General features: G+C 71.3%; 24 protein-coding genes. 13 read left to right on the forward strand and 11 right to left on the reverse strand.

The genetic code is table 11. From position 1 onward, the window contains the following. Window positions 1-282 precede the first annotated feature (282 nt). Both Acy02nite_RS17530 and lexA read left to right on the forward strand, forming a co-directional pair. A complete protein-coding gene (locus Acy02nite_RS17530) occupies window positions 283-450 on the forward strand; it encodes a hypothetical protein (protein ID WP_203741876.1) in 168 nt (55 codons plus the stop codon). 217 nt (window positions 451-667) lie between these two features. Then, window positions 668-1309, forward strand: coding sequence for a transcriptional repressor LexA (lexA, locus tag Acy02nite_RS17535; RefSeq protein ID WP_239174958.1), 642 nt, complete (start codon window positions 668-670; stop codon window positions 1307-1309). Between the two features lie 49 nt (window positions 1310-1358). Here lexA and Acy02nite_RS17540 read toward each other — a convergent pair whose 3' ends face one another. Together Acy02nite_RS17540 and Acy02nite_RS17545 are read right to left on the reverse strand one after the other, a co-directional pair. Continuing rightward, window positions 1359-2327 carry a diacylglycerol/lipid kinase family protein gene (locus Acy02nite_RS17540; RefSeq protein WP_203741879.1) on the reverse strand — a complete coding sequence of 323 codons (969 nt, stop codon included), beginning with the start codon at window positions 2325-2327 and terminating at the stop codon, window positions 1359-1361. Between the two features lie 162 nt (window positions 2328-2489). Then, window positions 2490-3035: a hypothetical protein gene (locus tag Acy02nite_RS17545; protein WP_203741881.1), complete on the reverse strand. Its 546-nt coding sequence runs from the start codon at window positions 3033-3035 to the stop codon at window positions 2490-2492. Between the two features lie 141 nt (window positions 3036-3176). Here Acy02nite_RS17545 and Acy02nite_RS17550 point away from each other — a divergent pair, with 141 nt between their 5' ends. Genes Acy02nite_RS17550 through Acy02nite_RS17565 form a run of 4 tightly spaced genes read left to right on the forward strand, consistent with a single transcriptional unit; the run spans window position 3177 to window position 6756 of the window. Then, window positions 3177-4004, forward strand: a complete 828-nt coding sequence (locus Acy02nite_RS17550) for a CPBP family intramembrane glutamic endopeptidase (protein ID WP_203741883.1) — start codon at window positions 3177-3179, stop codon at window positions 4002-4004. Then, the gene (locus tag Acy02nite_RS17555) at window positions 4001-5143 is read left to right on the forward strand and encodes a sensor histidine kinase (protein WP_203741885.1); all 1143 of its coding nucleotides are present in this window, start codon (window positions 4001-4003) and stop codon (window positions 5141-5143) included. The genes Acy02nite_RS17550 and Acy02nite_RS17555 overlap by 4 nt, the downstream gene beginning before the upstream one ends. Before the next feature lie 55 nt (window positions 5144-5198). Further along, entirely contained in the window at window positions 5199-5849 is a 651-nt protein-coding gene (locus Acy02nite_RS17560; RefSeq protein WP_203741888.1) for a response regulator, read from the forward strand. A 28-nt stretch (window positions 5850-5877) separates the two neighbouring features. Continuing rightward, the gene (locus Acy02nite_RS17565) at window positions 5878-6756 is read left to right on the forward strand and encodes an ADP-ribosylglycohydrolase family protein (RefSeq protein WP_239174959.1); all 879 of its coding nucleotides are present in this window, start codon (window positions 5878-5880) and stop codon (window positions 6754-6756) included. Here the strand turns inward: Acy02nite_RS17565 and Acy02nite_RS17570 are convergent. Together Acy02nite_RS17570 and Acy02nite_RS17575 are read right to left on the reverse strand one after the other, a co-directional pair. Beyond that, complete coding sequence (locus Acy02nite_RS17570) at window positions 6753-9023, reverse strand: putative bifunctional diguanylate cyclase/phosphodiesterase (protein ID WP_239174972.1); 2271 nt, start codon at window positions 9021-9023, stop codon at window positions 6753-6755. The two genes, Acy02nite_RS17565 and Acy02nite_RS17570, sit on opposite strands and share 4 nt — an antisense overlap. A gap of 75 nt (window positions 9024-9098) precedes the next feature. Further along, entirely contained in the window at window positions 9099-9389 is a 291-nt protein-coding gene (locus Acy02nite_RS17575) for a hypothetical protein (RefSeq protein WP_203741894.1), read from the reverse strand. A gap of 145 nt (window positions 9390-9534) precedes the next feature. Here Acy02nite_RS17575 and Acy02nite_RS17580 point away from each other — a divergent pair, with 145 nt between their 5' ends. Next, window positions 9535-10212 (forward strand): HAD family hydrolase, encoded by a 678-nt coding sequence (locus tag Acy02nite_RS17580; protein ID WP_203741896.1) that lies wholly within the window; start codon window positions 9535-9537, stop codon window positions 10210-10212. A gap of 28 nt (window positions 10213-10240) precedes the next feature. Here the strand turns inward: Acy02nite_RS17580 and Acy02nite_RS17585 are convergent, their stop codons facing one another. From Acy02nite_RS17585 to Acy02nite_RS17600, 4 genes are all read right to left on the reverse strand, one after another. After that, complete coding sequence (locus Acy02nite_RS17585) at window positions 10241-11014, reverse strand: MerR family transcriptional regulator (protein ID WP_203741898.1); 774 nt, start codon at window positions 11012-11014, stop codon at window positions 10241-10243. A gap of 14 nt (window positions 11015-11028) precedes the next feature. After that, window positions 11029-11790 carry an ABC transporter permease gene (locus Acy02nite_RS17590; RefSeq protein WP_203741900.1) on the reverse strand — a complete coding sequence of 254 codons (762 nt, stop codon included), beginning with the start codon at window positions 11788-11790 and terminating at the stop codon, window positions 11029-11031. Next, complete coding sequence (locus tag Acy02nite_RS17595; RefSeq protein WP_203741902.1) at window positions 11787-12569, reverse strand: ABC transporter ATP-binding protein; 783 nt, start codon at window positions 12567-12569, stop codon at window positions 11787-11789. The genes Acy02nite_RS17590 and Acy02nite_RS17595 overlap by 4 nt, the downstream gene beginning before the upstream one ends. 153 nt (window positions 12570-12722) lie before the next feature. After that, entirely contained in the window at window positions 12723-13142 is a 420-nt protein-coding gene (locus Acy02nite_RS17600; protein WP_203741904.1) for an NUDIX domain-containing protein, read from the reverse strand. Window positions 13143-13267: 125 nt separating this feature from the next. Between Acy02nite_RS17600 and Acy02nite_RS17605 the strand changes: the two genes are divergently transcribed. The 3 genes from Acy02nite_RS17605 to Acy02nite_RS17615 are packed head-to-tail and all read left to right on the forward strand — an operon-like array spanning window position 13268 to window position 15410. Next, the gene (locus Acy02nite_RS17605; protein WP_203741906.1) at window positions 13268-13837 is read left to right on the forward strand and encodes a hypothetical protein; all 570 of its coding nucleotides are present in this window, start codon (window positions 13268-13270) and stop codon (window positions 13835-13837) included. A gap of 2 nt (window positions 13838-13839) precedes the next feature. Continuing rightward, the gene (locus tag Acy02nite_RS17610; protein WP_203741908.1) at window positions 13840-14460 is read left to right on the forward strand and encodes a thymidylate synthase; all 621 of its coding nucleotides are present in this window, start codon (window positions 13840-13842) and stop codon (window positions 14458-14460) included. Continuing rightward, window positions 14457-15410, forward strand: a complete 954-nt coding sequence (locus Acy02nite_RS17615) for a hypothetical protein (RefSeq protein ID WP_203741911.1) — start codon at window positions 14457-14459, stop codon at window positions 15408-15410. The genes Acy02nite_RS17610 and Acy02nite_RS17615 overlap by 4 nt, the downstream gene beginning before the upstream one ends. A 383-nt stretch (window positions 15411-15793) precedes the next feature. Here Acy02nite_RS17615 and Acy02nite_RS17620 read toward each other — a convergent pair whose 3' ends face one another. Genes Acy02nite_RS17620 through Acy02nite_RS17630 form a run of 3 tightly spaced genes read right to left on the reverse strand, consistent with a single transcriptional unit; the run spans window position 15794 to window position 17762 of the window. Then, window positions 15794-16429: a hypothetical protein gene (locus Acy02nite_RS17620; RefSeq protein ID WP_203741913.1), complete on the reverse strand. Its 636-nt coding sequence runs from the start codon at window positions 16427-16429 to the stop codon at window positions 15794-15796. Beyond that, window positions 16426-16821: a hypothetical protein gene (locus Acy02nite_RS17625; RefSeq protein WP_203741915.1), complete on the reverse strand. Its 396-nt coding sequence runs from the start codon at window positions 16819-16821 to the stop codon at window positions 16426-16428. Before Acy02nite_RS17625 ends, Acy02nite_RS17620 begins: the two co-directional genes overlap by 4 nt. After that, window positions 16818-17762 (reverse strand): radical SAM protein, encoded by a 945-nt coding sequence (locus tag Acy02nite_RS17630; RefSeq protein ID WP_203741916.1) that lies wholly within the window; start codon window positions 17760-17762, stop codon window positions 16818-16820. Before Acy02nite_RS17630 ends, Acy02nite_RS17625 begins: the two co-directional genes overlap by 4 nt. Before the next feature lie 267 nt (window positions 17763-18029). Between Acy02nite_RS17630 and Acy02nite_RS17635 the strand changes: the two genes are divergently transcribed. The 3 genes from Acy02nite_RS17635 to Acy02nite_RS17645 all read left to right on the forward strand — a co-directional run bounded on the left by Acy02nite_RS17635 (window position 18030) and on the right by Acy02nite_RS17645 (window position 21709). After that, complete coding sequence (locus Acy02nite_RS17635) at window positions 18030-19277, forward strand: sensor histidine kinase (protein WP_203741917.1); 1248 nt, start codon at window positions 18030-18032, stop codon at window positions 19275-19277. Further along, window positions 19274-19933: a response regulator gene (locus Acy02nite_RS17640; RefSeq protein WP_264653314.1), complete on the forward strand. Its 660-nt coding sequence runs from the start codon at window positions 19274-19276 to the stop codon at window positions 19931-19933. Before Acy02nite_RS17635 ends, Acy02nite_RS17640 begins: the two co-directional genes overlap by 4 nt. Before the next feature lie 213 nt (window positions 19934-20146). Further along, complete coding sequence (locus Acy02nite_RS17645) at window positions 20147-21709, forward strand: methyl-accepting chemotaxis protein (RefSeq protein ID WP_239174960.1); 1563 nt, start codon at window positions 20147-20149, stop codon at window positions 21707-21709. Window positions 21710-21742 lie beyond the last annotated feature (33 nt).

Genomic DNA, 21742 nt, shown 5'->3' on the forward strand with positions numbered 1-21742 from the left:
CATCCCCTGTCTGTCGCCGGGGACAGATGGGCCGACGGGCGTGCGGCACATCACACCATCCGGGCGGAACGGGTTCCGGACGTACGCCCCGCGACGCCGCCGGAACCAGCGGTGAGAGCATCCGGGGCTTTCGGCGGGCATCCGTACCCGTCGAAGGCTTTTGGTGGTTTCCGTGACAGCCGGGCTCCGCTGAGCGATGCGTGACCGGATGTCCATTCCCAGAAATAACGAATCGATGATGGCGCGCGACCCGAACGGACAGTTTCGTGTACCGTTCCGGGCGTGTTCGATTTTGACTACGAGTCCGATGTACAGATCCACAGCGAACCCCGGTGGGGCCGAATAGGAACCCTTTCCGGCACATTCTTCGCCATGGTCGGAGCCACCCTCGCCGTGCTGACGGTGCCCAGCGTCGCGCTGGTCTGGGCGGTCCGGGTGATCGGCGGCTGATCGCATTCCGGGTGATCGGGAGATGACGCTCCGGCAAACATCTGCTTTCGCAGCCGGATAATCACCACCGGTAATACCCGGATCCATTACGCGGGCATTTCGTGACTCATGGTCATCGGCTATTCACGGGGATCGGCCCCGGCGGGCATTCATCACACCCGGGCGGCGCTCGGCGCGGCGTTCCGCGTTCACGTTCGTCATGGGGCAGGATCTGCCGGTGCTACCCGAGGAAGAGTTCGACACGTCCGTCCTGCCCGAGCACCTGCGCCGGGTGCTCACCGTGATCCGCGACGCCGCGGTGAAGTACGGCTATGCGCCACCCACCCGCGAGATCGCCGACGCCCTGGGCATGTCCACGTCCTCGGTCAGCCGCCATCTGCGCACCCTCGAGGAGCACGGCTTCCTGCGCCGCGGGCGCAGCGTGGGCCGTCCGGTGGACATCCGGATGTTCCTGCGGCCGGCCGGCGAGCAGCCGCAGCCCGCCGACACCGTCGGGGTGCCGCTGGTCGGCACGATCGCGGCCGGCGCCCCGATCCTGGCGTCCGAGTCGGCCGAGGAGCTGCTGAACCTGCCTCGTGACCTGGTCGGCCGGGGCACCCTGTTCAGCCTGCGGGTCCAGGGTGACTCGATGATCGACGCCGCGATCTGCGACGGCGACCTCGTCGTGGTCCGCCAGCAGTCGGAGGCCTGGAACGGTGACATCGTCGCCGCCATGATCGACGAGGAGGCGACCGTGAAGGTCTTCCGGCGCCGGGGCGGGCACGTGTTCCTGGAGCCCCGCAACCCGGCCTACGAGCCGATCCCCGGCGACGACGCGGTCATCCTCGGCAAGGTGGTCTCGGTGCTGCGGCGGGTCTGATCCACCGCAGCCGGTGCCGCCAGGGCAGCACCGGCGTGACACGCCCGGGTCAGGCGCCGGTGGTCTCCCGGATCTCGTCGGCGTCGCGGGCGACCGCGTCGGCGTCGTGCGCGAGGTCCGGGTCGGTGGCCGGGCGCGGGACGCACAGCAGCAGCGCCTCCGGGCGTACCGTGACGACGAGTTCCTTCCCCGGCTCGATCAGGTCGCCGTCGAGCTGACGCGGCTGCGGCCGGCTGCTGCGGATCTCCACGGTGGACGCCGTGAACGTCTCCATCCGCGGGACGGCGTCGCGGCGGCGCAGAACTCCCCAGGCCAGCGCGAGCCAGTGACGCAGGGTGCGCGGGCTGAGGACGGCGACGTCGAGGAGCCCGTCGTCCGGCTGGGCCTCCTGGAGCAGGCGCATCCCACCCTGGAGCCGGCCGACGTTGCCGACGATCACGGTGCGGGGCCGGCGGGCGAACGCCGGTCCGCCGTCGAGGGAGATCCGGACGCGCATCGGGCGGTCCCGCAGGTGCCGCAGTGCCCCGGCGACGTACGCCAGCCAGCCGACGTGCTTCTTCGCGGTGTCGTTGGTGGCGTCGAGCATCTGCGCGTCGAACCCCATGCCGGCCATCACCGCGAACCGCTGATCGCCGACGCAGCCGACGTCGATGCGCCGGCGGCCGCCCTGCAGCGCCACCTCGATGCCGGTGGCCAGGTCGTTGCTGAGCCCGAGGTTGGCGGCCAGCAGGTTCCCGGTGCCGGCCGGCAGCACGGCGAGCGCGACGTCGGTGCCGGCCAGCGCGCGGACACAGGCCATCACGGTGCCGTCGCCGCCGCAGACGAAGACCACCTCGGCGCCGTCCCGGACAGCCTGGGCGGCCTGGCCCGCGCCGGGATCCTCGACGGTGGTCTCCAGCCACATCGGCTCGGGCCAGCCCGCCGTGGCGAGGGCTTCGGTGATGGTCCGGCGCAGATCGTCCAGGTCGGGAACCTTCACCGGGTTGACGACGACGGCTGACCGCAGCGCTGTGTCCATGGGGAGTCCTCGGGTTCGAGAGGTGTGACGCCTGCTCATACCCCGGGCGGCAGTTCGCTAGTCCGCGCGCGTGCCGGGGCGGGGTCCGGTCACTCCGGGCAGGCGGAACGCTGATGCCGCCGGGCCGGGCTCATGACGTACGCGCGAATCGGCCGTTGATCCTCACAACAGGTGGGCGAGGGGCGCGTCGACGGTGAGGCTCGACCCGTCGGTGAAACGCAGGGCCAGCTCACTCCCCCGGTCGCCGGTCCCGGTGGCGGCCAGCACGGATCGGGGCCGGCGCCAGACCGGGGTCAGCGGCGGCAGCGGCTCGGGCTCGGCCCGCTCGAACATCCGGCGGACGCGGTCCATCAGGCCGGACGGTTCCGGCAGGGCCGGCGACGGCGCCTCCGAGATGCGCAACAGCAGGACCCGCGTGCCGGTCAGCGCCAGCGCCGCGGCGATCGTGTGCTCCGGAAGGTGACTGTCCAGGTCGGCGGCGATGCTCCCGGCGGGCCCGTGCAGGCCGCTCTGCGGGTTCGCCGCCAGCATCGAGCCACCGAAGCCGGGCAGATCCGCCGGGGCGCGCGTCACCTTGGCGATCAGCGGCAGGCCCGGGGAGCGGGCGATCCAGAGGGCCGCGTCCAGCGTCTCGCCGTCGTCGAGATGCTCGCCGACCCGCAGGCGCAGCTCCGCCTGCCGCCGGGCGACCAGGCCGGACTCGCTCATGACACCGCCTCCCCCACTGCGTGTAGCTCGGCAGAGCCACACGCCATTGTCCGCTCAGCGGTGACGTTTTCCGATGTGAAGATCCGTAACTTTCTTCGCAGCCGCGGCGGATCGCCGCGGGATTCTCGTGAAGGGTGTGTCATGCGGTTCTTCCTCCAGCTTCTCGCGGTGCTCGCGATGTCGGTCGTGGCCGGTCAGGCGGTCGGCGCCGTCGACGGCAACGACTGGCTCTCGCTGATCGTGGGAGTGGTCGCCGCCGCCCTCGCGACGCTCGTCTACCGCGGCGTGGTCAGGGTCACGGAGAAACGGCCGGTGACCGAGCTCGCCGGGCGGACGGCGGTGTCCGGGCTGGTCCGCGGCGTGCTGCTGGGCGTCGCGGTCTTCGGCGCGGTGATCGGCAACATCGCCGTCAACGGCGGCTACCGGATCCTCGGGCTCGGCGACCACCCGCTGAACGCGGTCGGGCTGATCGGGTTCATGGCCGGCGCCGCGACGACCGAGGAACTGCTCTTCCGCGGCGTGCTGTTCCGGCACCTGGAACGACTCACCGGGACCTGGCTCGCGTTCACGCTGACCGCGTGCGCGTTCGGCGCGATGCACCTGCTCAACCCGAATGCCACGCTGTGGGGCGCGCTCTGCGTCGCGATCGCCGGTGGCGGGATGCTGACGTCGGCGTACATCGCGAGCCGCAGTCTGTGGCTGCCGATCGGGCTGCACTTCGGCTGGAACTGGGCGCAGTCGGCGATCTTCGCCTCGGAGGTGTCCGGCAACGGCGCTCAGCAGGGGATCCTGCGGGCGGAGTCGACCGGGAACGCCTGGATCAGCGGCGGGCAGTTCGGCCCGGAGGCGAGCGTCTTCACCGTGGTGGCCGGCGTGATCGTCACCACCGTGTTCCTGTGGCTGGCGCACCGCCGCGGTCACCTGGTGCCGATGCGTCGCTCGCGCCGGACCCTTACGCTCGCCGGGTGATCAGCCTTGCCGATCTGCGGGCCCGGTGGCTCCGCCTCGACGTCATCGTCCAGGACCTTCCGTTCGCGGCCCTGCTCACCGCGCTGGCCCTGGTTCCCGACTGGCAGCGGCACGGCACCCGGCTCGCCGAGCTGGTGCCGGCCCGGCCGTTCGACGGATGGGGCGTCCTGGTGATCGCCGTCGAGTGCCTGCCGCTGGCGGTCCGCCGCCGGTGGCCGGCCGCCGGTCTCGCCCTGGTGTTCGCCGGGTTCGCGGCCGACCAGCTCTGCGGGTACAACACGCTCGGCGGCATCGCGCTGGTGGTCGCGCTGGTCAGCGCGGGCAACCACCTGACGCGCCACCGGCCGGCCACGATGGTGGCGGCGAGCGCCGCATACCTCGCACTGACCGCCGCCCTGCACCAAACCGGGCAGATCGGGCCGGACGTGGTGGTGCTCTTCTACATCGTGCTCGCCGCGATGTGGGCGGTCGGCGCGGGGCTGCGACGCAACCGGCTGGCCGAAATGGATCACCGGCGCCATCTCGCGGAGGCGACCCGCGCCGCCGAGCGCACCCGGATCGCGCGGGAGATGCACGACGTGGTGACCCACCACGTGACCGCGATGGTGGTGCAGGCCGAGGCCGCGCGGTACCTGACGGCCGCGCCCGAACGCCTCGACGAGGCCCTGAGCGCGGTGTCGGACACCGGGCGGCGGGCGATCACCGACCTGCGGCACCTGCTCGACCTGCTCAACCCCGGGCACGGCGGCGAGCTGCGGGCGCTGGTCGAGCAGACCCGGCGGGCCGGGCAGCCGGTGGAGCTGATCGAGCAGACCCGGCGGGCCGGGCAGCCCGTCGAGCAGGTCGGTGGCGCGGACGTCACGGTCTACCGGGTGGCGCAGGAGGCCTTGACGAACGCCCTGAAGTACGACCACGGCGCGCGGACCAGCGTGACGGTCCGCTACGGAGAGACGGAGACCGAGGTGCGGATCAGCACGGACGGGACGGGGTCGAGCACCGCGTCGCCCGGCGGTGGCGGGCGCGGCCTGACCGGGCTGCGCGAGCGGGTCGGCACGCTCGGCGGCGACTTCGACGCGGGCCCGCTCGCCGAAGGCGGTTTCCTGGTCACCGCGCGGATCCCGGCCGGAGTGACCTCATGATCCAGGCGCTGAACAGCAACGACGCCATCCTGATGAAGCCGGCCGGGGTGACGTCGTGATCCGGGTGCTCGTCTGTGACGACCAGGCGCTGATCAGGACCGGATTCGCCACGATCATCGACGCTCAGCCGGACATGACGGTCGCCGGCGAGTGCGGCGACGGCGTCACGGCGGTCCGGCTCGCCCGCGAGCTGCAGCCCGACGTGGTGGTGATGGACGTGCGCATGCCCGGCCTGACCGGCATCGAGGCCACCGCCCGGCTGGCCGGCGCCGGCGTGGCCCGACCGGTGAAGGTGCTGGTCGTGACGACCTTCAACCTCGACGAGTACGTCTACGAGTCGTTACGCGCCGGCGCCAGCGGTTTCCTGCTCAAGGACGCCCCGCCGGCCCAGCTGCTGCACGGCATCCGCACCGTGGCGGGCGGCGCCGCGCTGCTCGCCCCGGAGGTGACCCGCGAGCTGGTCGGCCGGTACGCGGCCCGGATCCGCCCGGCCGCCGGCGCCCCCGATGACGTGCCGCTGAGCGCGCGCGAGCTGGAGGTGCTGTGCCTGATCGCGAACGGCCTGTCCAACAGCGAGATCGCGGCGGCGCTGGTGATCAGCCACGAGACCGTCAAGACGTACGTCTCCAGGATCCTCACCAAGCTGGACCTGCGCGACCGGGTGCAGGCCGTCGTCTACGCCTACCGCCGCGGCCTGGTCACCTGACCCGGGCCGACCCGGGATGATGGCCCGCATGACGAATCGGGCCGCGGCGGTGGCGGCGATGCGCGGGCTGGCTCTCGGTGACGCGTTCGGCGAGTCGTGGCTGTTGCAGCCCGCCGCCGAGCCGGGGGCCGAGCGGCGTCTCGCGGACGGCCCGTGGCCGTGGACCGACGACACCGCGATGGCGCTGTCGGTGCTGCGGATCCTGGACCGGCACGGGCACGTCGAGCAGGACGCGCTGGCGCTCGCATTCGCCGAGGCGTACGCGGCGGACCCGTACCGTTCGTACGGCGGATCGATGCACGAGGTCCTGCGCGCGATCGGCCAGGGCGAGCCGTGGTCCGTGGTGACCCGGCGCAAGTTCGGCGGGATGGGCTCGTGGGGCAACGGGGCGGCGATGCGGGTCGCCCCGCTCGGCGCCTGGTTCGCCGACGACCTGAGTGTGGCAGCGGCCGAGGCCGCCAGGTCGGCCGAGGTCACCCACGGCCATCCGGAAGCCGTCGCCGGGGCGGTGGCGGTCGCGGTCGCGGCGGCGCTGAGCGTCACCGGCGTCGCGGGCGGTGAGCTGATCGGGACGGTCACCGCCCGTACGCCGGACAGCGAAGTCGCCTCGAGGTTGCGCCGCGTGGCCAGGGTCGCGCTGACAGCCGAGCCGAGCCATGTCGCCGGCATGGTCGGGTGCGGCGAGCAGATCTCGGCCGTGGACACGGTCCCGTACGCGATCTGGTCCGCCGCCGCGCACCTCGACGACCTGCCCGGGGCCCTCTGGGCGACCGCGATCCCCGGCGGCGACTCCGACACGACGTGCGCCATCGTCGGCGGGATCGTCGGCGGGCGCACCGGCCTGGACGGGGTGCCCGCGGACTGGTCCAGCGAGCCGCTCCCCGCCTGGGTCGCCGAAGTGGGCTAAGAAGCGACCGGCGTGACCTGACGCTCCAGCAGCCACGGGGTGAGGCGCTCCGGGGCCTGCGGCCGGCTCAGGTGATAGCCCTGGACCAGGTCGCAGTCCCAGTCCCGGAGCCGGTCGAGCACCGCCTCGTTCTCCACCCCCTCGGCGATCAGCCGCATGTCCAGGTTGTGCGCGAGCTCGACGGTGCTCTTCACGATGGCGGCGCTGCGCGGGTCGGTGTCGCAGTGGGCCACGAACGCCCGGTCCAGTTTCAGATCGTCGACCGGCAGCGCGTGCAGGTAGGCCAGGCTCGAGTAACCGGTGCCGTAGTCGTCCACGGCCAGCCGGATCCCCATGGCGCGCAGCTCGTCGAGGGTCCGGGTCGCGCGCGTCGCGTCCCGCATCAGCACCTCCTCGGTGACTTCCAGATGCAGAGCCGCCGGGGGTACGCCGTACCGGGCCAGAGCGTCAGCGACGTGATCCGGCAGCGAGGGATCGTGCAGGTTCGACGCCGACAGGTTCACCGCGACGGTCAGTCCCAGCCCGGCGGCCCGCCAGTCCCGGCACTGCCCGAGCGCCTTCTCCAGGACCTGCAGGGTGATCCGTCCCATCAGCCCGGCGTGCTCGGCCAGGGACAGGAACCCGTCGGGGTAGACCAGCCCACGAGCCGGATGGTTCCACCGCACCAGGGCCTCCACGCCCACCACCGCGCCGGTCGCGACGTCGAGCTGCGGCTGGTAGTGCAGCACCAGCTCGTCCCGGTCGAGCCCGGCGCGGAACTCCTCCAGGGTCGTCAGGCGCCGCCGCCCGGTGTCGTCGTCGGCGCCCTCGACGGCCACGGCCAGGCCGCTGTGGTCGCTCTTCGCGGTGTACATCGCGTTGTCGGCGTGCCGGAGCAGCGTGCCGCGGTCGGTGCCGTGCCCGGGGAAGACCGCCAGCCCGATGCTGGCGTCGATGTGCAGGCTCACCTGTTCCAGGTCGAACGGGTGCCGCAGCGCGGTGAGCAGCGTCGTCGCCACCTCCAGCGCGCGGTCCGCCCCGGCCACGGGCAGGATCACGCCGAACTCGTCCCCGCCGAGCCGGGCCAGCATCCCGGCGCCACCGAACGCCGCGGTCAGCCGGGTCGCGACCAGCTGCAGCAACCGGTCGCCGAGGTGGTGCCCGAAACTGTCGTTGATCTCCTTGAACCGGTCCAGGTCGACGATCGCCACGGCCATCGGCTCGTCCGGGTCCCGGCGGAGCAGCTCACGGTCGAGGGTCTCCTGGAACGAGCGGCGGTTGGGCAGCGCGGTCAGGTCGTCGGTGCGGGCCTGCCGGCGGGCGTCGGCCAGCGCCTCCACGGTCCGGACGGTCAGCAGCATCCGCGCGACCGCCGCCGCGATCGCGACCGCCGCGAGCACGCTGCTCGTGCGGGGCAGCGTGGCGTCGCGCCAGCTGCCGTAGAGCAGCAGGGCCATCGACGCGCAGGCCAGCCCGGCCGGCAGCGCCACCCCGACCAGCGCCCGGACCGGCGGGCGGGCCGAGGCCTCCTCCGGGCGCTGCCAGGCCGCGGCGACGATGACCGCCACCGCCACCGACCAGAACGCGTCCGTCCAGCCACCCGGGATGAACGTGCCGTGCGTCGTCTCGAACATGTGGAGGCCGTTGGCCGCGGTGTTCACCCCCATCCCGGCCAGCAGCACCGCCCAGACCCGCTCGGTGCGCCAGCCGCTGAGCGCCCACGCGCCGAGCAGCAGACCGGCCAGCACGATGTCCGCGATCGGGTACGCCAGGCTCACCAGCACCGCCGCAGCCGGCTGACCGGAGACACCGGCGAACCCGGTCAGGAACACCACCGACGCGAACGCCGCCGCGCACGCCGAGGCGATCAGCCCGTCGAGCCAGGTCGGCGCGCTGAACCGGGACCGGCGCGCCCGCAGCAGCCGCAGCACCGCGGCGTAGGCGAGAGGGTAGTACGCCAGCCACATCGCGTCCGAGATCGAGGGGTACGGCGGCGGGTCCAGCCGCACCAGGACCGCCACCCAGTAGACCGTGCCGGCGGCGTAACAGCCCAGCCCACCCGCCATCAGCAGCCAGGCGCCCCGGTCCTGCCGCAGGACCGCCGCCCGCGCCAGCACCAGCACGACGGCGAGCAGATAGGTCGCGTCCTGCAGGATGTCGTACGACCAGGGGTGCCGGCCCGCCCAGTCCCGTGCCTCCGGCACGACCACCACGAACTGGGCGATCAGCAGCACGACGCCCAGCCCGAACCCGGCCCGCAGCCAGACCCGGCCGCGCGGCGGCACCATCGTCACCGACACCACACCCCCCAATCGGGCGAAACGCTGCTCAGGTGAGCGTTTCCCCCAGCCGAACCCGCACGGTCAGACGTCCAGGAAACCGTCGACGGCGGCACTCGGCGGCGGCAGACGCCCGGTCCCGAGGTCCTCGACGGCGCCGGCGCCCGGCTGCACCCAGAGGTCACGGCCGCAGCCGAGAACCTGCCAGGTCTCGATCGTGGGCGGCGGCGGAAGCCGGGGCCACGAGACCAGGTCCCGCAGGGTGCCGGTGGACGCGTCGAGCAGCGCCGCGACCGGCTGGAACTCGTCGACGGCCCAGATGACGTCACCGTCGGTGAACAGGTGCAGCGGGCGCAGCGTCCGGGCCGGGGTCACGTACGGATTCTCCCCGGTGCGCGGGCAATGTCCGTACGGGAAGATGATTTTGATCGGGATCTGTGACGGAGATCAGCAGGCGGACGCCAGCCGCATCGGGGACGGCGGCGCGGTTCGCGGGGCTGAACGTGGGTAACGGTGGTGCATGAGATCAGGGGTTCTGTTCGACGTCGACGGCACGCTTGTCGACAGCACGTATCTGCACGCCGTCGCCTGGTGGGAGGCGCTCCGGCAGTCGGGTGCGGACATTCCGATGGCGAAGATCCACCGCGGCATCGGGATGGGGTCGGACAAACTGCTCGATCATCTGCTCGGTGAGGATCGGGACACCGGCGGCGACGAGCAGCTCTCCACCGCGCACGACGTGCTCTACGGCGCCTGGTGGGAACGGCTGCGGCCGCTTCCCGGGGCGGCCGAGCTGCTGCGGGCGGTGGCGGACCGGGGGCTCGCGGTCGTGCTGGCGTCGTCGGCCAAGGAGTCGGAGCTCGATCAGCTGCGCCGGGTGCTCGGGGCCGACGACGTGATCGCCGCGGCGACCTCGTCCTCCGACGCCGAGCAGAGCAAGCCCGCGCCGGACATCCTGCAGGCCGCGCTCGACCAGTCGGACGTCGACCAGCACGCCGCGGTCTTCGTCGGCGACTCGGTCTGGGACGTGCAGGCCGCGGGCCGGCTCGACATCCCGTGCATCGGGCTGACCTGCGGCGGGACATCGGCCGCCGAGCTCGAGGAGGCGGGCGCCGTCGCGGTCTACGACGACCCGGCCGCGCTGCTGGCCGCCCTCGACGACTCCGCGATCGCGACCCTGCTCAAGCGAGGCGAGTGACCCGGCGGGGCCGCGATCGCGGCCCCGCTCAGGCTTGGCCGGTGACTCGTCGCATCCGGGTCCATCCGTCCCAGCCGCGCTCGCGCATCAGCTCGCGCAGCCGCCACGCCCGGTCGTCGCTCTCGTCGGCAAGGTTGTCCAGCAGGGCGAAGAACATGTCGTCCCCCTCGGCCACCCCGGAGTCGAACCCGGCGGCCTCCGCCTCCTCCGCGAGCTCGACCAGCAGGTCGACCGCTTCCAGCACGAGCGGATCGTCGAGCCCCTTCGTCTCCATCAGCGCCGACAGAACCTGGTAGAGCCGGACGATCCGCGGATCCTCGAGCTGAGCGAACTTGTCCGGGATCCACTCCGCCACCTTGCCGGGCCAGCGGGCCGCGATCAGGATCCAGCCGTCCCGCTCGCCGGCGAGCATCCGCTCGGACGCCCCGATTTCCCGGAGCCGGTCGAGGTAGGCGACGACCGGTGGTGGCAGCACCAGGCTGTCACCGGCGGCGAGCTGCGCGACCTGTTTGCGGCTGTTCTCCAGGCGGTCGATCTCGGCACGCAGATGCGCGTCGATCCGCTCGACCGCCTCGGCGAAGGCCGTCCCGTCGGCGTCGAGCATCCGGGCGATCCGTCCCAGCGGCACGCCGGCCTCGGCGAGAGTGCGGATCTTGATGAGCGACACCACGGCCGGCGCACCGTACTTCCGGTAGCCGGAGGCGTCGCGCTCCGGCTCCGGCAGCAGCCCGATCTGGTGGTAGTGGCGCACCGCCCGCACCGTGACGCCGGCGTACGCGGCCAGTTGCCCGATCGTCAGCATGGCCCGATCCTGGCTCAGCCGACCCGGCGGCGGTAGATCAGACCCGCGAAGGCGACAGCCACCGCCAGAATGCCCAGGCACCAGGCCAGTGCGATCCAGATGCCCGAGCCGACCGGCTGCCCGGCGAACAGCGCCCGCAGACTGTCCACGATGGAGGTCACCGGCTGGTTCTCGGCGAACGCGCGTACCGGGCCGGGCATCGACTCGGTGGGCACGAACGCCGAGCTGACGAACGGCAGGAAGATCAGCGGGTAGGCGAACGCGCTCGCGCCGTCCACGGAGCTGGCGGTCAGGCCCGGGATCACCGCCAGCCAGGTCAGAGCCAGGGTGAACAGGACCAGGATGCCGGCGACCGCCAGCCAGCCGAGCACGTCTGCTCCGGTCCGGAAGCCCATCGCGAGGGCGACCAGCAGCACCACCACGAGCGAGATCAGGTTGGCCACCACCGAGGTCAGGACATGCGACCACAGTACGGCGGACCGGGCGATCGGCATCGACTGGAAACGCTCGAAGATGCCACCCTGCAGATCCAGGAACAGCCGGTACGCGGTGTACGAGATCCCGGACGCGATCGTGATGATCAGGATGCCGGGCAGCAGGTAGTTCACGTACGAGCCGGTGCCGGTCCGGATCGCGCCGCCCAGGACGTACACGAACAGCAGCATCATGGCGATCGGCGTGATCACCGTCGTGATGATCGTGTCCGGGCTGCGCGCGATGTGGCGCAGCGACCGGCCCAGCAGGACAGCGGTGTCCCCGGCGAAGTGCTTGTTCATCGTTTCTCCCCGGTGACCAGTGCGAGGAAGACGTCCTCGAGGGTGGGCCGCTTCTCGACGTACTCGACAGTGGCCTGCGGCAGCAGCTTGCGCAGCTCGTCGAGGGTGCCGTTCACGAGGATCCGGCCCTCGTGCAGGATCGCGATCCGGTCGGCCAGGTGCTCCGCCTCGTCGAGGTGCTGGGTGGTGAGCAGCACTGTCGTGCCGCCCGAGGCGAGTTCCCGGACGGCCCGCCAGACCTCGAGGCGCCCCTCCGGGTCCAGCCCGGTGGTCGGCTCGTCCAGGAAGATCACCGGCGGGTTCCCGGCCAGGCTCATCGCGATGTCCAGCCGGCGCCGCATACCGCCGGAGTACGCCGCCACCCGCCGGGCGCCCGCCTCGGTCAGCGAGAAGCGGCGCAGCAGGTCGTCGGCGATCGTGCCGGCGTTCTTGAGATGCCGCAGCCGGGCGACCATGACCAGGTTCTCCCGCCCGGTCAGGATCTCGTCGACCGCCGCGAACTGACCGGTCAGGCTGATCGACTCGCGGACGCCGGCCGCCTGCCGCCCGACGTCGAACCCGTTGACCTCGGCGCGACCGGCATCGGCTTTGAGCAGGGTCGACAGGATCTTCACCAGGGTCGTCTTGCCGGCCCCGTTCGAGCCGAGCAGAGCGAAGATGCTGCCGCGGGCCACGTCGATGTCCACACCGCGCAGCACGCTCACTTGTCCGAACGACTTCTCCAGGCCCTGGACGCGTATGGCCGCGCCGGCCCGATCCATCAGTGGGGTAACACTCATGCCGTCAGCATCAAGGGTTGACGCTGCGTCAGGGTCAAGCCCGATCTGACGCGAGCCTCGACCCGGGCGACGTGCGGTCTTTGGTGATGGTGACTGTGCGGACGTCGTAGCGCGTGCCGGTCGATGGTCGCGGCAGGGCCTTCGCGCAGTCCGTCAGACCGGCCGCGTGCCTCGGTAGCGGTCCCACAGGGCGGCGGTGTCGGGGCTCAGCAGACCGGCGCGATGCAGGCGGTCGACGACATCGGGTGGTACCCAGCCGGAAGCGCTCCACTCCGCCGCGCAGTTCGGGATGGGCACCCGGTCGATGACGATGTCGAACAGATGGACGGTGTGCCGGACCGCCCCGTCGTCGTAGAGGAAGGCAAGCACCGGACTGGGGTGGCCGTCCAGCCCGGTCTCCTCTCGCAGTTCTCGCGCGGCGGCGGCCTCGGCGGTCTCCGCGTCGTTGACTTTCCCCCCTGCGCCGATGCCGAAGCGGCCGGGGTAACGCGCCCGCCAAAGAGCGCGGCGGTTGATGAAGTACCACCCCGCCCGGTCGCGGACGACCACCACCGCCACGCTCGTGTCTCGCACTCGGCCATGGTCGGCGCTGCCGCTGCGAGAGCCGGGCAGTCACGCTGTCGAGGGCGCGCCAGGGCGGCTCTCATGCACGGAGTCTCGATGACGGTGGATATCGTGGAGCTTCGCGGCGCCGCGCTGTGGAGGACGACGTGGACGGATGGCGCATCATGGAACGCCCGGGCCGGCTTGGCAGCGGCCGGCCACTGCGCGTCGCTGAATGGGATGACACGTACGGCCCGGGATCGTGGCGTCTGGCCTGGCTCATCGCCGGTCAATACCATGACGGCAATGCGTCGCTCAGCCTGTACGAAGATGCCTACTTCCATCTCCTGCACGGCAGCGCGGAGACGCGCGAGGCGTTGGTGAGCACCGCATGCGACGTCTTCGTGCACGACCCGTCAGACACTGCGGCAGGACTCGATTATCGACATCAGGACGCGCCCGGTCACCATCTCGAGGACATCGCGATCCGGCGCTGCCTGGTACGCCTCGGTGTGTGGTTCCGCGGTGACCAACTCGTCCGGCTGGGCGGGGTGGACAAGGATCCCGACCCTGGATGGCTGCGGTCGCAGCTCAGCCCGCACCGGCTGCCCTTCCATCGGCCGGACCTCCTCGTCCGTCCCGAACTGACGGGCTGGTGGCTGCCGGGCTCGGTGGAGAGCTTCTACCAGTCCAACAAGTTCCTGCTGGCCCGGGCGGAGGGGTGACTGTGGAGATCGTCGTGGAGAACGTGGCCACCGGCTGGCCGCAGATCGTGGCCGCCTGCCGTGGCGAGCAGGCCACCCGCATTTCGACCCGGCATGGCATCTCCTTCGACTTACCCGGTCTCAGCATCGTCGTGCTCGATCCGCATGACCGGCGACCACCTGCTGAATTCGCCTTTCCGGAGCTCATCACCGACTACGCCAGCCGGCTCTTCGGCGAGGCGAAAGCCGACTCCCTGGTGGACCGGCGGCTGCGCCGCAAGAGCACGGCCGGTGGCACGGACCGGGATCAGCTCGACGAGATCCGCAGTCTGCTCCGGGCCGAGGAAAGCACACGGGGCGCGGTGTTCGACCTCTGGGATGTCGGCGAGGATCTGGGCGCCGATTTCCCGGTCTCGCCGGTCGGCGGGTGTTTCCGCGTCATCGAGGACGTGCTGTGGCTGTTCCTCACTGTTCGTAGCGTGGACGTGATGCTCGGCCTGGTGCCGGAACTGCTGGCCTTTGCCCGGGTGGCGACCGACATGGCGCTGGACTTGGGCCTGGCGGACGCCCGCCTGCAGGTGCACTGCTGGAGCGCCCACCTCTACGAGATCGACTTCCTGACACCGATGCGGAGGCTCCGATGAGCCGGGTGCTGACCCTACTGGACAGCGGGTCGGTCGACCGCGGGACGATCGACCGGGTGCTGCAGTCGGTGGTGTTCTTCGCTGACGCGGTCGCCGTGCGGGCCTCGTACCGAGTCGCCGGCCCGGACAAGCCCCGAGCTCGGCAGATCGACCGGCGGCTGACCGACCTGCACGAACAGAAGCTCGTCTCCCTCTGGGCGCACGAGTACGAGGTCGATGACGCGGGCCGGGTGCGCGCCCCGTTCGCCCCGGGTTCCGACCGTCGCACCGCCGATGTCGTCGTCGAAGCAGCCGGACTCGCCGAACGGCTTGCGGAAATGAACGACATGCTGCGGGTGAGTAGGGACGAGGCTTACCGCCGCCACCCCGGGCGACCGCTGCGGCAGGGCGTCGCCGAGGTCGTCAGCCTGCGCAACCACCTGAGCTCCCTGGTCATCTCCGCCGAACTCGGCCAGGACGGCCTGCTCGCGAACCCTGCCGCCCGAGGCATTCTGCTCCAGCCCGGTGGGGTCGACCGCCCGGCCACCTTCCGTGAGGCGGTGGCGCAGGAGGTCGTCGGCCGGCTGCGGCTAGGCCCTCTGAGCATGCTCACCCCTGAGGAGATCGCTGTCGCCCGCCGGAACAACGCCGGGTTCCGCCGGCTGCTGGACGAGGCCCTTCTCGCAATCTCCCGGGGAATGGACCCGGTCATCACGCCCGAGGCGGCGGCACAGGAAATCGTCAACCGGTACCGCGAGACAACCACCCGGATGAACCTGCGCTCGCAGACCGGTGCGCTCGCCACTGACGTCGCGTTCGACGTGCTGGGCATGGTGATGCCGCCGAGCGTCCTGGTGAAGTACGCGCTGAACGCATTCACCTGGCGCAGGCGGGCGAAGGAAGCTCAGCCCTACTTGATGCTGATGCACCTGGAGCGCCGGCTCGGGCAGCATGCGCCCCCGCCCCGTTGACGATGCGCTCACGGAAGATCTCGGCGCCCGGCTGCCTGGGCGTCATGGAGAGTGCCGCGAATCTGTCGCTGAGCAGCCGGATCCACTAGGCTGTCGCCAGCCTCCCGCACGACCTCACCTTGCCGGCCCTGGCACGGAATCTCACCGACCGGCGCCGGCGTGACCAGGTCTTCCTGTTGCCACCCCAGGCCGGCGATTGTTTCCGGCTCTCCTTCGCCATCGACGGCGCGCGCCACGCCCTCGCCTTTCAGTACGTCTGGGCTGTTTCGGTGGCCGCTCGGGAGCGCGGCTCGCCGAATCCCGCCGACCTCCTGTTCTGGTGGCTGTTGCCGGCGATGGCGCAGGAGTGTGCGCGGGACCTCCGGCGAATAAGACGGGCGTTGTCAGCGGCCGATCGGCGGCTTTGCTGACACGGGCAATGAGGGCAGTTCCGCGGTCGGCTGCCCACCCCAGCGCTCCGGCATCCGGCCGGGCAGCGACACGAGACACAGGTCGGTGGAGAGCAGCGGGAAGACGTCGCTGAGGCCGTTGGCGCGCAGCGTGTCGCCGCTGGTGACCAGCAGGACCCCGCCGCCCAGCGGGTCCGCGGCGATCACCGCCTCGGAGGAGCCGTGCATGGGCACGATCGGTAACTGGTCGTACTGCCGCGACTCGGTCAGCCAGCGGGTGGTGATCGCGGGATACTCCGAGTAGATCCGGCCCACCTGGCGACCGGGGACGGCCACGAAGCACACGAAGGACGCCCGGCTCGGCCCCAGATCGCGGATGTCCAACTCCCGGTTGTTGGCGAGCGCCCACTCGACGGCGACGTCGTAGCCGGTCAGGCCGACGTCCGCGACTTCCAGTGCCACGATCTGCGGGACATCGGTGCCCCTGCACAACAGGATGTCGTGATCCCCTGCCTGCAACCGCAGTTGTCGGTGCTGTTCGATCTCCTCGGTGAGCCCGAACGTGTTCCGCAGATGGGCGTAGGCCGGCATGTGCAGGCGGCTCGACAGCGACGGCGCGCAGATTCTCATCTGCTGTCCTTCAGCGCCTCGGCGAGGAAATCCGGTGCGTCCGCGGTGCTGACGACCTCCGTGACCAGCGCGGCGACGGCCGCTTCGGCCGGTGGCTCGGAGATGTAGACGGGCAGACCTAGTGCGGCCGCGAAGCCCGTCTCGATGCAGACGCTGCGGCCCGTGTAGCCGTCGGCGGCGACGATGTAGATTGCGGCCGAGCGCCGGATCTTGTCGAGAAACTCGTGGGTGAGCTCCCGCTTCTGTTCCGGTGTCACCTCGACCAGTTGTTCGTTGAAGTCAAACCGCGGGGTGTTGACGGTGATCCCGCGCTCGGCGAGGTGACCAGTGACGATCCGCACCACATCGTAGTACTTGGAACTGCTGCAGATGGTCAGCTCGCGCGCGCTCACGATGCCGCTCCTTTCGCGGGGTCTCCCAGCGAGACCAGATGCCGTGGGCACTGAAGATACCGTCGGCCCCGCTTCGCGGTCGTCAGCTGCTCCCAGCGCATCGAGGGGGAGGGACCGGCCGGCACGGCATAGTGGTCGAGGCCGCGGCGGGTGGTCAGCGCGTCGTACGAGAGGTTGAACGGCCGTACGGCGAGACGCAACGGCAGATCGGGCGCCAGCTCGGCCAATGCCGCATACAAATCGGACAGGTGGGCGTCACTCCAACCGGCGCCGCCGATCGCCGGGTAGACGTCGATGCCGAGTTCGAGAGCCCGGCGCAGACCCATGAGGACCCGTGGCCAGTCGGCGTCATCGGGCGTCGGATGGATGGTGACGTGGACCGCCAATCCGCCGATCGAGTGTAACCGGGCGGTGGTCCCGGCAGGGGCGGACTCCAGGGCGTACGCGAAGGCGGTCATGTTGCTCTCAACCTTGAGCAGGCAGATCTCGGCGAGATCGTGTCGCCGCAGTTCGTCGTGCACGTCGGCGACGAATTCGGGAACGAGCAGGGGCTCGCCGCCGCTGATGCGGAGGATGGACACTTGCTCTCCGGCCTCCTGCCGCTCGCGACGAAGAGCCACGAACGCACCCACTAGATCGGCGGCGGTGGTTCGGAAACTGTCCTGGGCGCTCAGATGCCGGAACTCCACGTAACAGTACGGGCAACGCAGGTTACAGGCTGCGACATGGCAGATGGCCGCGAGATTGTGGTCGCTCCAATGGCCGCCGAGCCGGGCAGCCGCCAGCACCGGGCTGTCCGACAGCGTCGCTAGGTGCCGCATGCCGCTGAACTCCGGAAGACCGGTCGGCAGCCGCAACCGGCTCCGCTTCACCGGGACGAACAGCCGGAAGAAACGGTTCTGGACAGCGCCGAGCTTGGTCTTCGTCAGGTCGGTCAGCAAGATCTGCCCCGTGGGCGTGCGTACCTGGGTGTAAGCGCGCTGGATGGCACGGTTTGCTGAAGGGGTTGTCATTGACCCACCTGTCCCTGCGGTCCGGCGATGCTGCCAGGAATGAGACCGACATCGATGGTCCCCCGCGGTGTGGTCACCTGTCCAGGTGACCACCCGACGCGCCGGGTGGGTGGAGACCGAGGCGTGAGGACCCGACTGTACTGACTAGCTCTCAGGAGGGATCCGGCCCCGGGGAGCCGCTGACACAATGGACGGATGACTCTTCCCGGCCTGGTGGCACCGCTGATCAGCGGTGTCACGTACCGGCGAGGCGTTCATCTGCTCCTGGGCGCGGTGATCGCCCTGCCGTACGTGTTGCTCGCCGTCGCGTTCCGGCGGATGATCGCCGAGGACCCGGCCAACCGGAGCCTGTTCGTCGTGACCGCGGTCGTGGCCGCCGCCGTCGCCGCGGTGCCGGCGTTCCTCGGCAGCACCCGCGCGCTGGAGATCGCCGCCGCCCGGTCCCTGCTCGGCGTCGGCCTGCCGGACACTGTGCCGGGCAAGCGGCTGCCCGCGGAGACGCGGATCCGGGGTGCGTTGTGGTTCGGGCTGCATCTCGCCGCGGGCGCCGTGATCGCCGTGCTGCTGCTGACCGCCCTGCCGGTGGTCGTGCTGGTCCTCGGCCGGCTGCTCGGCCTGCGGCCCGGCGACCTGCCGATCCCCGCCCCGGTGACCGTCCTCGAGGCGGTGGCCTGGGTCCTCGTGGCCCTCGGCGTGCTCGCCGGGACGGTGTATGTCGTGGCCGCGTTCGGGGCGCTCGCCGCGCTGATGGCGCCGGTCCTGCTCGGCCCGTCGGCCACCGAGCGCGAGCATGCCCTCGAGGTCCGGGCCCGGCAGCTCGCCGAGCGCAACCGGCTGGCCCGGGAGTTGCACGACTCCATCGGTCACGCGCTGACGCTGGCCACGCTGCAGGCGGGCGCGGCCGGGCAGGTCTTCGACACCGATCCGGCGTTCGCCCGCCGGGCGCTGACCGTCATCGAGGAGACCAGCCGGGCCGCGATGGACGATCTCGACCACGTTCTCGGGGTGCTGCGTGACGCGCGCGACCACGACGGCACACCGCGCCCGCGGCGCACCCTGGTCCACCTCGGCCAGTTGTGTCAGGACGCGGAGGCGGCCGGGGTCCCCGTCGACCTCACGGTGGCCGGCCCGCTGGCGGCGGTGCCCGCGACGATGTCCCGCGAGGGTTTCCGGATCGTGCAGGAGGCCCTGACGAACGTTGCCCGGCACGCCGGGCGGGCGCCGGCGACCGTGCGGGTCGCCGTGGCCGGTGACGAGCTGACCATCGAGGTGCTCAACCCGATGCCGGAGCCGCCGCCGGTCCAGCGGCGCGGCGGGCACGGGCTCGGCGGCATGCGGGAGCGCGTCGATCTGCTGCGTGGCCGGCTCACCTTCGGCCACCACGCCGGCCGGTGGCGGGTGACGGCCCGGCTGCCGCTGCGCGACCCGGGTGACGGCCGGTGAGCGAGCCCACGACGGTGCTGATCGTCGACGACGAGGAGCTGGTCCGGATGGGGCTGTGCGCGGTCGTCGACGCCCAGCCGGACCTGCGGGTGGTCGGGCAGGGTGCGGACGGTGCGGAGGTGCTGCCGCTGGTGGCCCGCCTGCGGCCGGACGTCGTGCTGATGGATGTGCGGATGCCCGCCATCGACGGGATCCAGGCCTGCCGGCACCTGCTGGCCCGCACCGACCGGCCGCCGCGCGTGCTGGTGATCACCACGTTCGAGAACGACGAGTATGTGTATGCCGCCTTACGGGCCGGTGCCAGCGGTTTCGTGCTGAAACGGGCCCGGCCGGCCCAACTGGCCGACGCGATCAGGGTGGTGGCCCGGGGTGACTCGCTGCTGTTCCCGGCGGCGATCCGGCGGCTGGCGGGCGCCTACGCCGGTGGCCGGGGCGCGACCCGGCTGGCCGACGCCCGGCTGACCGGTCGCGAGCTGGACGTGCTGCGCCGGATGGCGGCCGGGCGGTCCAACGCCGAGATCGCCGCCGACCTGTTCCTCGGCGTGGAGACGGTGAAGACGCACGTCGGCAACGTGCTCGCCAAGCTCGGAGCGAGGGACCGCACCCAGGCCGTCATCGCCGCCTACGAGTCGGGCCTGGTCAGCCCGGCCGGATGAGCGAGCCGGCCGGGCGAGCCGCCCGCGCGGGCACGGCACCGGACGACCGGGAGAAGTCTGATGTTCCGGTGATCGCAATGTGGGTACCCGCGCCGCTCCGGCCTCTTACCGTGAATCCTGTTCGGTCGTCGCCCCGGCGACGTGTCGCTCTCGCCGTGAAGGGGCCTGGTGACCGGCATGGTGTCCACTGGCGGACGTCTGAGCTCGCTGAGCATGCGCTCCAGTTTGCTGGTGACGGCCGCGGTCGGCCTGATCGTGGCAACCGTGGTCGGTGTCGTCGGGATCGTCCGGATGACGTCGATCGCGGACCGCGCGGACGCGATCTACACCAAGGCGCTGCAGCCGATCGCCGCGGTGATCGACATCCAGCAGGTGATCTGGCACTCGCGGTGGGCGAGCCTGTCCGGCACGACGTCGACGGACCCGGTCAAGGCGAAGGCCTACAACGCGGAGGCCACCCAGTACATCGATCTGGTGACGCGGCAGATCACCGATTACGGCAGCCTCGACGTGAGCACCGCCGAGAAGTCGGCGATGTCCCAGGTGCAGGCGACCTGGGAGGGTTACCTGACCTATCGCGCCCAAGCGATCGCCGCGAAGGACGCCGGCAACCTCGACGAGTGGCAGAACATCCGCACCACGAAGCTGAACCCGGCCATCGTGGAGGCGGTCAAGCACCTCGAGGAGCTCAAGACTCTCTCCCGGGACAAGGCGGCGGCCGCCGCCACGGACGCGCATGATGCCGCCGCCACCGCCCGGATCGCGATCATCGCCACGCTGATCGCCGGCATCCTGCTGGCCGGCGCGCTGGTCCTGCTGGTGGCCCGGGTGCTGGCCCGCCGGCTGGCCGCACTGGAGGCGGTGATGTCCGCGATGGCCTCCGGTGACCTGCGGGAACGCCGGGCGGACAACGGCGGCGACGAGATCGGCCGGATGTCCCGGTCGGCGGTCGCCGCGGTCGATCACATGCGGACCGTCATGCAGACGCTGTCGGAGGCGAGTTCCGGCCTGACCCAGCGTTCCGAGGACATGCAGGAGGCGAGCCGCAACCTGTCCGGCGGCGTCGAGCAGACCTCCAGCCGGGTCAGCTCGATCGACCGGGCCGCGGAGGCGGTGACCGCGGGTGTGCAGGCGGTCGCCGGTGGCGCGCAGGAGATGGGCGCGGCGATCCGGGAGATCGCGATCAGCGCCGGTCAGGCCGCGAACGTGGCGTCCGGCGCGGTCGAGGTCGCCGCGCAGGCCGAGACCCTGATGACCAAACTGGACGTCTCGTCCGGCGAGATCGACAGCGTGGTCAAGACGATCACCGCGATCGCCGAGCAGACGAACCTGCTGGCGCTGAACGCCACGATCGAGGCCGCCCGGGCCGGCGAGCTCGGCAAGGGTTTCGCCGTCGTCGCCTCCGAGGTCAAGGATCTCGCGCAGGAGACCGCGAAGGCCACCGAGGACATCTCCCGCCGGGTCGAGGCGATCCAGCGCGACGCCAAGGAGGCGGTCGAGTCGATCGCCGGCATCGGCCAGATCATCGGCAACATCAACGACTTCCAGAACACCATCGCCTCGGCCGTCGAGGAGCAGAGCGCCACCACCAAGGGCATGACCGACGACCTGGGCCGGGCCGCCGACGGCACCTCCGACATCAGCTCGCAGCTCGCCGAGGTCGTCAACGTCACCGCCACCACCGCGAGGGCCGCGGACGCCACCGAGACCGCCGCGACCGACCTGGCCCGGATCTCCACCCAGCTCCAGGACATCATCGGCACGTTCCGCTACTGACGTTCTCGCAGATCAAAAGACGATTTCCCGGTA

The sequence above is a fragment of the Actinoplanes cyaneus genome (genome assembly GCF_016862095.1).
GTDB lineage: Bacteria > Actinomycetota > Actinomycetes > Mycobacteriales > Micromonosporaceae > Actinoplanes > Actinoplanes cyaneus.

What these genes read in the sequence shown, in the direction of transcription:
- Acy02nite_RS17540 (WP_203741879.1), bottom strand. Translation starts at nt 2,327, where the DNA reads ATGGACACAGCGCTGCGGTCAGCCGTCGTCGTCAACCCGGTGAAGGTT.
- Acy02nite_RS17545 (WP_203741881.1), bottom strand. Translation starts at nt 3,035, where the DNA reads ATGAGCGAGTCCGGCCTGGTCGCCCGGCGGCAGGCGGAGCTGCGCCTG.
- Acy02nite_RS17550 (WP_203741883.1), top strand. Translation starts at nt 3,177, where the DNA reads ATGCGGTTCTTCCTCCAGCTTCTCGCGGTGCTCGCGATGTCGGTCGTG.
- Acy02nite_RS17565 (WP_239174959.1), top strand. Translation starts at nt 5,878, where the DNA reads ATGACGAATCGGGCCGCGGCGGTGGCGGCGATGCGCGGGCTGGCTCTC.
- Acy02nite_RS17570 (WP_239174972.1), bottom strand. Translation starts at nt 9,023, where the DNA reads ATGGTGCCGCCGCGCGGCCGGGTCTGGCTGCGGGCCGGGTTCGGGCTG.
- Acy02nite_RS17580 (WP_203741896.1), top strand. Translation starts at nt 9,535, where the DNA reads ATGAGATCAGGGGTTCTGTTCGACGTCGACGGCACGCTTGTCGACAGC.
- Acy02nite_RS17585 (WP_203741898.1), bottom strand. Translation starts at nt 11,014, where the DNA reads ATGCTGACGATCGGGCAACTGGCCGCGTACGCCGGCGTCACGGTGCGG.
- Acy02nite_RS17590 (WP_203741900.1), bottom strand. Translation starts at nt 11,790, where the DNA reads ATGAACAAGCACTTCGCCGGGGACACCGCTGTCCTGCTGGGCCGGTCG.
- Acy02nite_RS17595 (WP_203741902.1), bottom strand. Translation starts at nt 12,569, where the DNA reads ATGAGTGTTACCCCACTGATGGATCGGGCCGGCGCGGCCATACGCGTC.
- Acy02nite_RS17615 (WP_203741911.1), top strand. Translation starts at nt 14,457, where the DNA reads ATGAGCCGGGTGCTGACCCTACTGGACAGCGGGTCGGTCGACCGCGGG.
- Acy02nite_RS17620 (WP_203741913.1), bottom strand. Translation starts at nt 16,429, where the DNA reads ATGAGAATCTGCGCGCCGTCGCTGTCGAGCCGCCTGCACATGCCGGCC.
- Acy02nite_RS17635 (WP_203741917.1), top strand. Translation starts at nt 18,030, where the DNA reads ATGACTCTTCCCGGCCTGGTGGCACCGCTGATCAGCGGTGTCACGTAC.
- Acy02nite_RS17645 (WP_239174960.1), top strand. Translation starts at nt 20,147, where the DNA reads ATGCGCTCCAGTTTGCTGGTGACGGCCGCGGTCGGCCTGATCGTGGCA.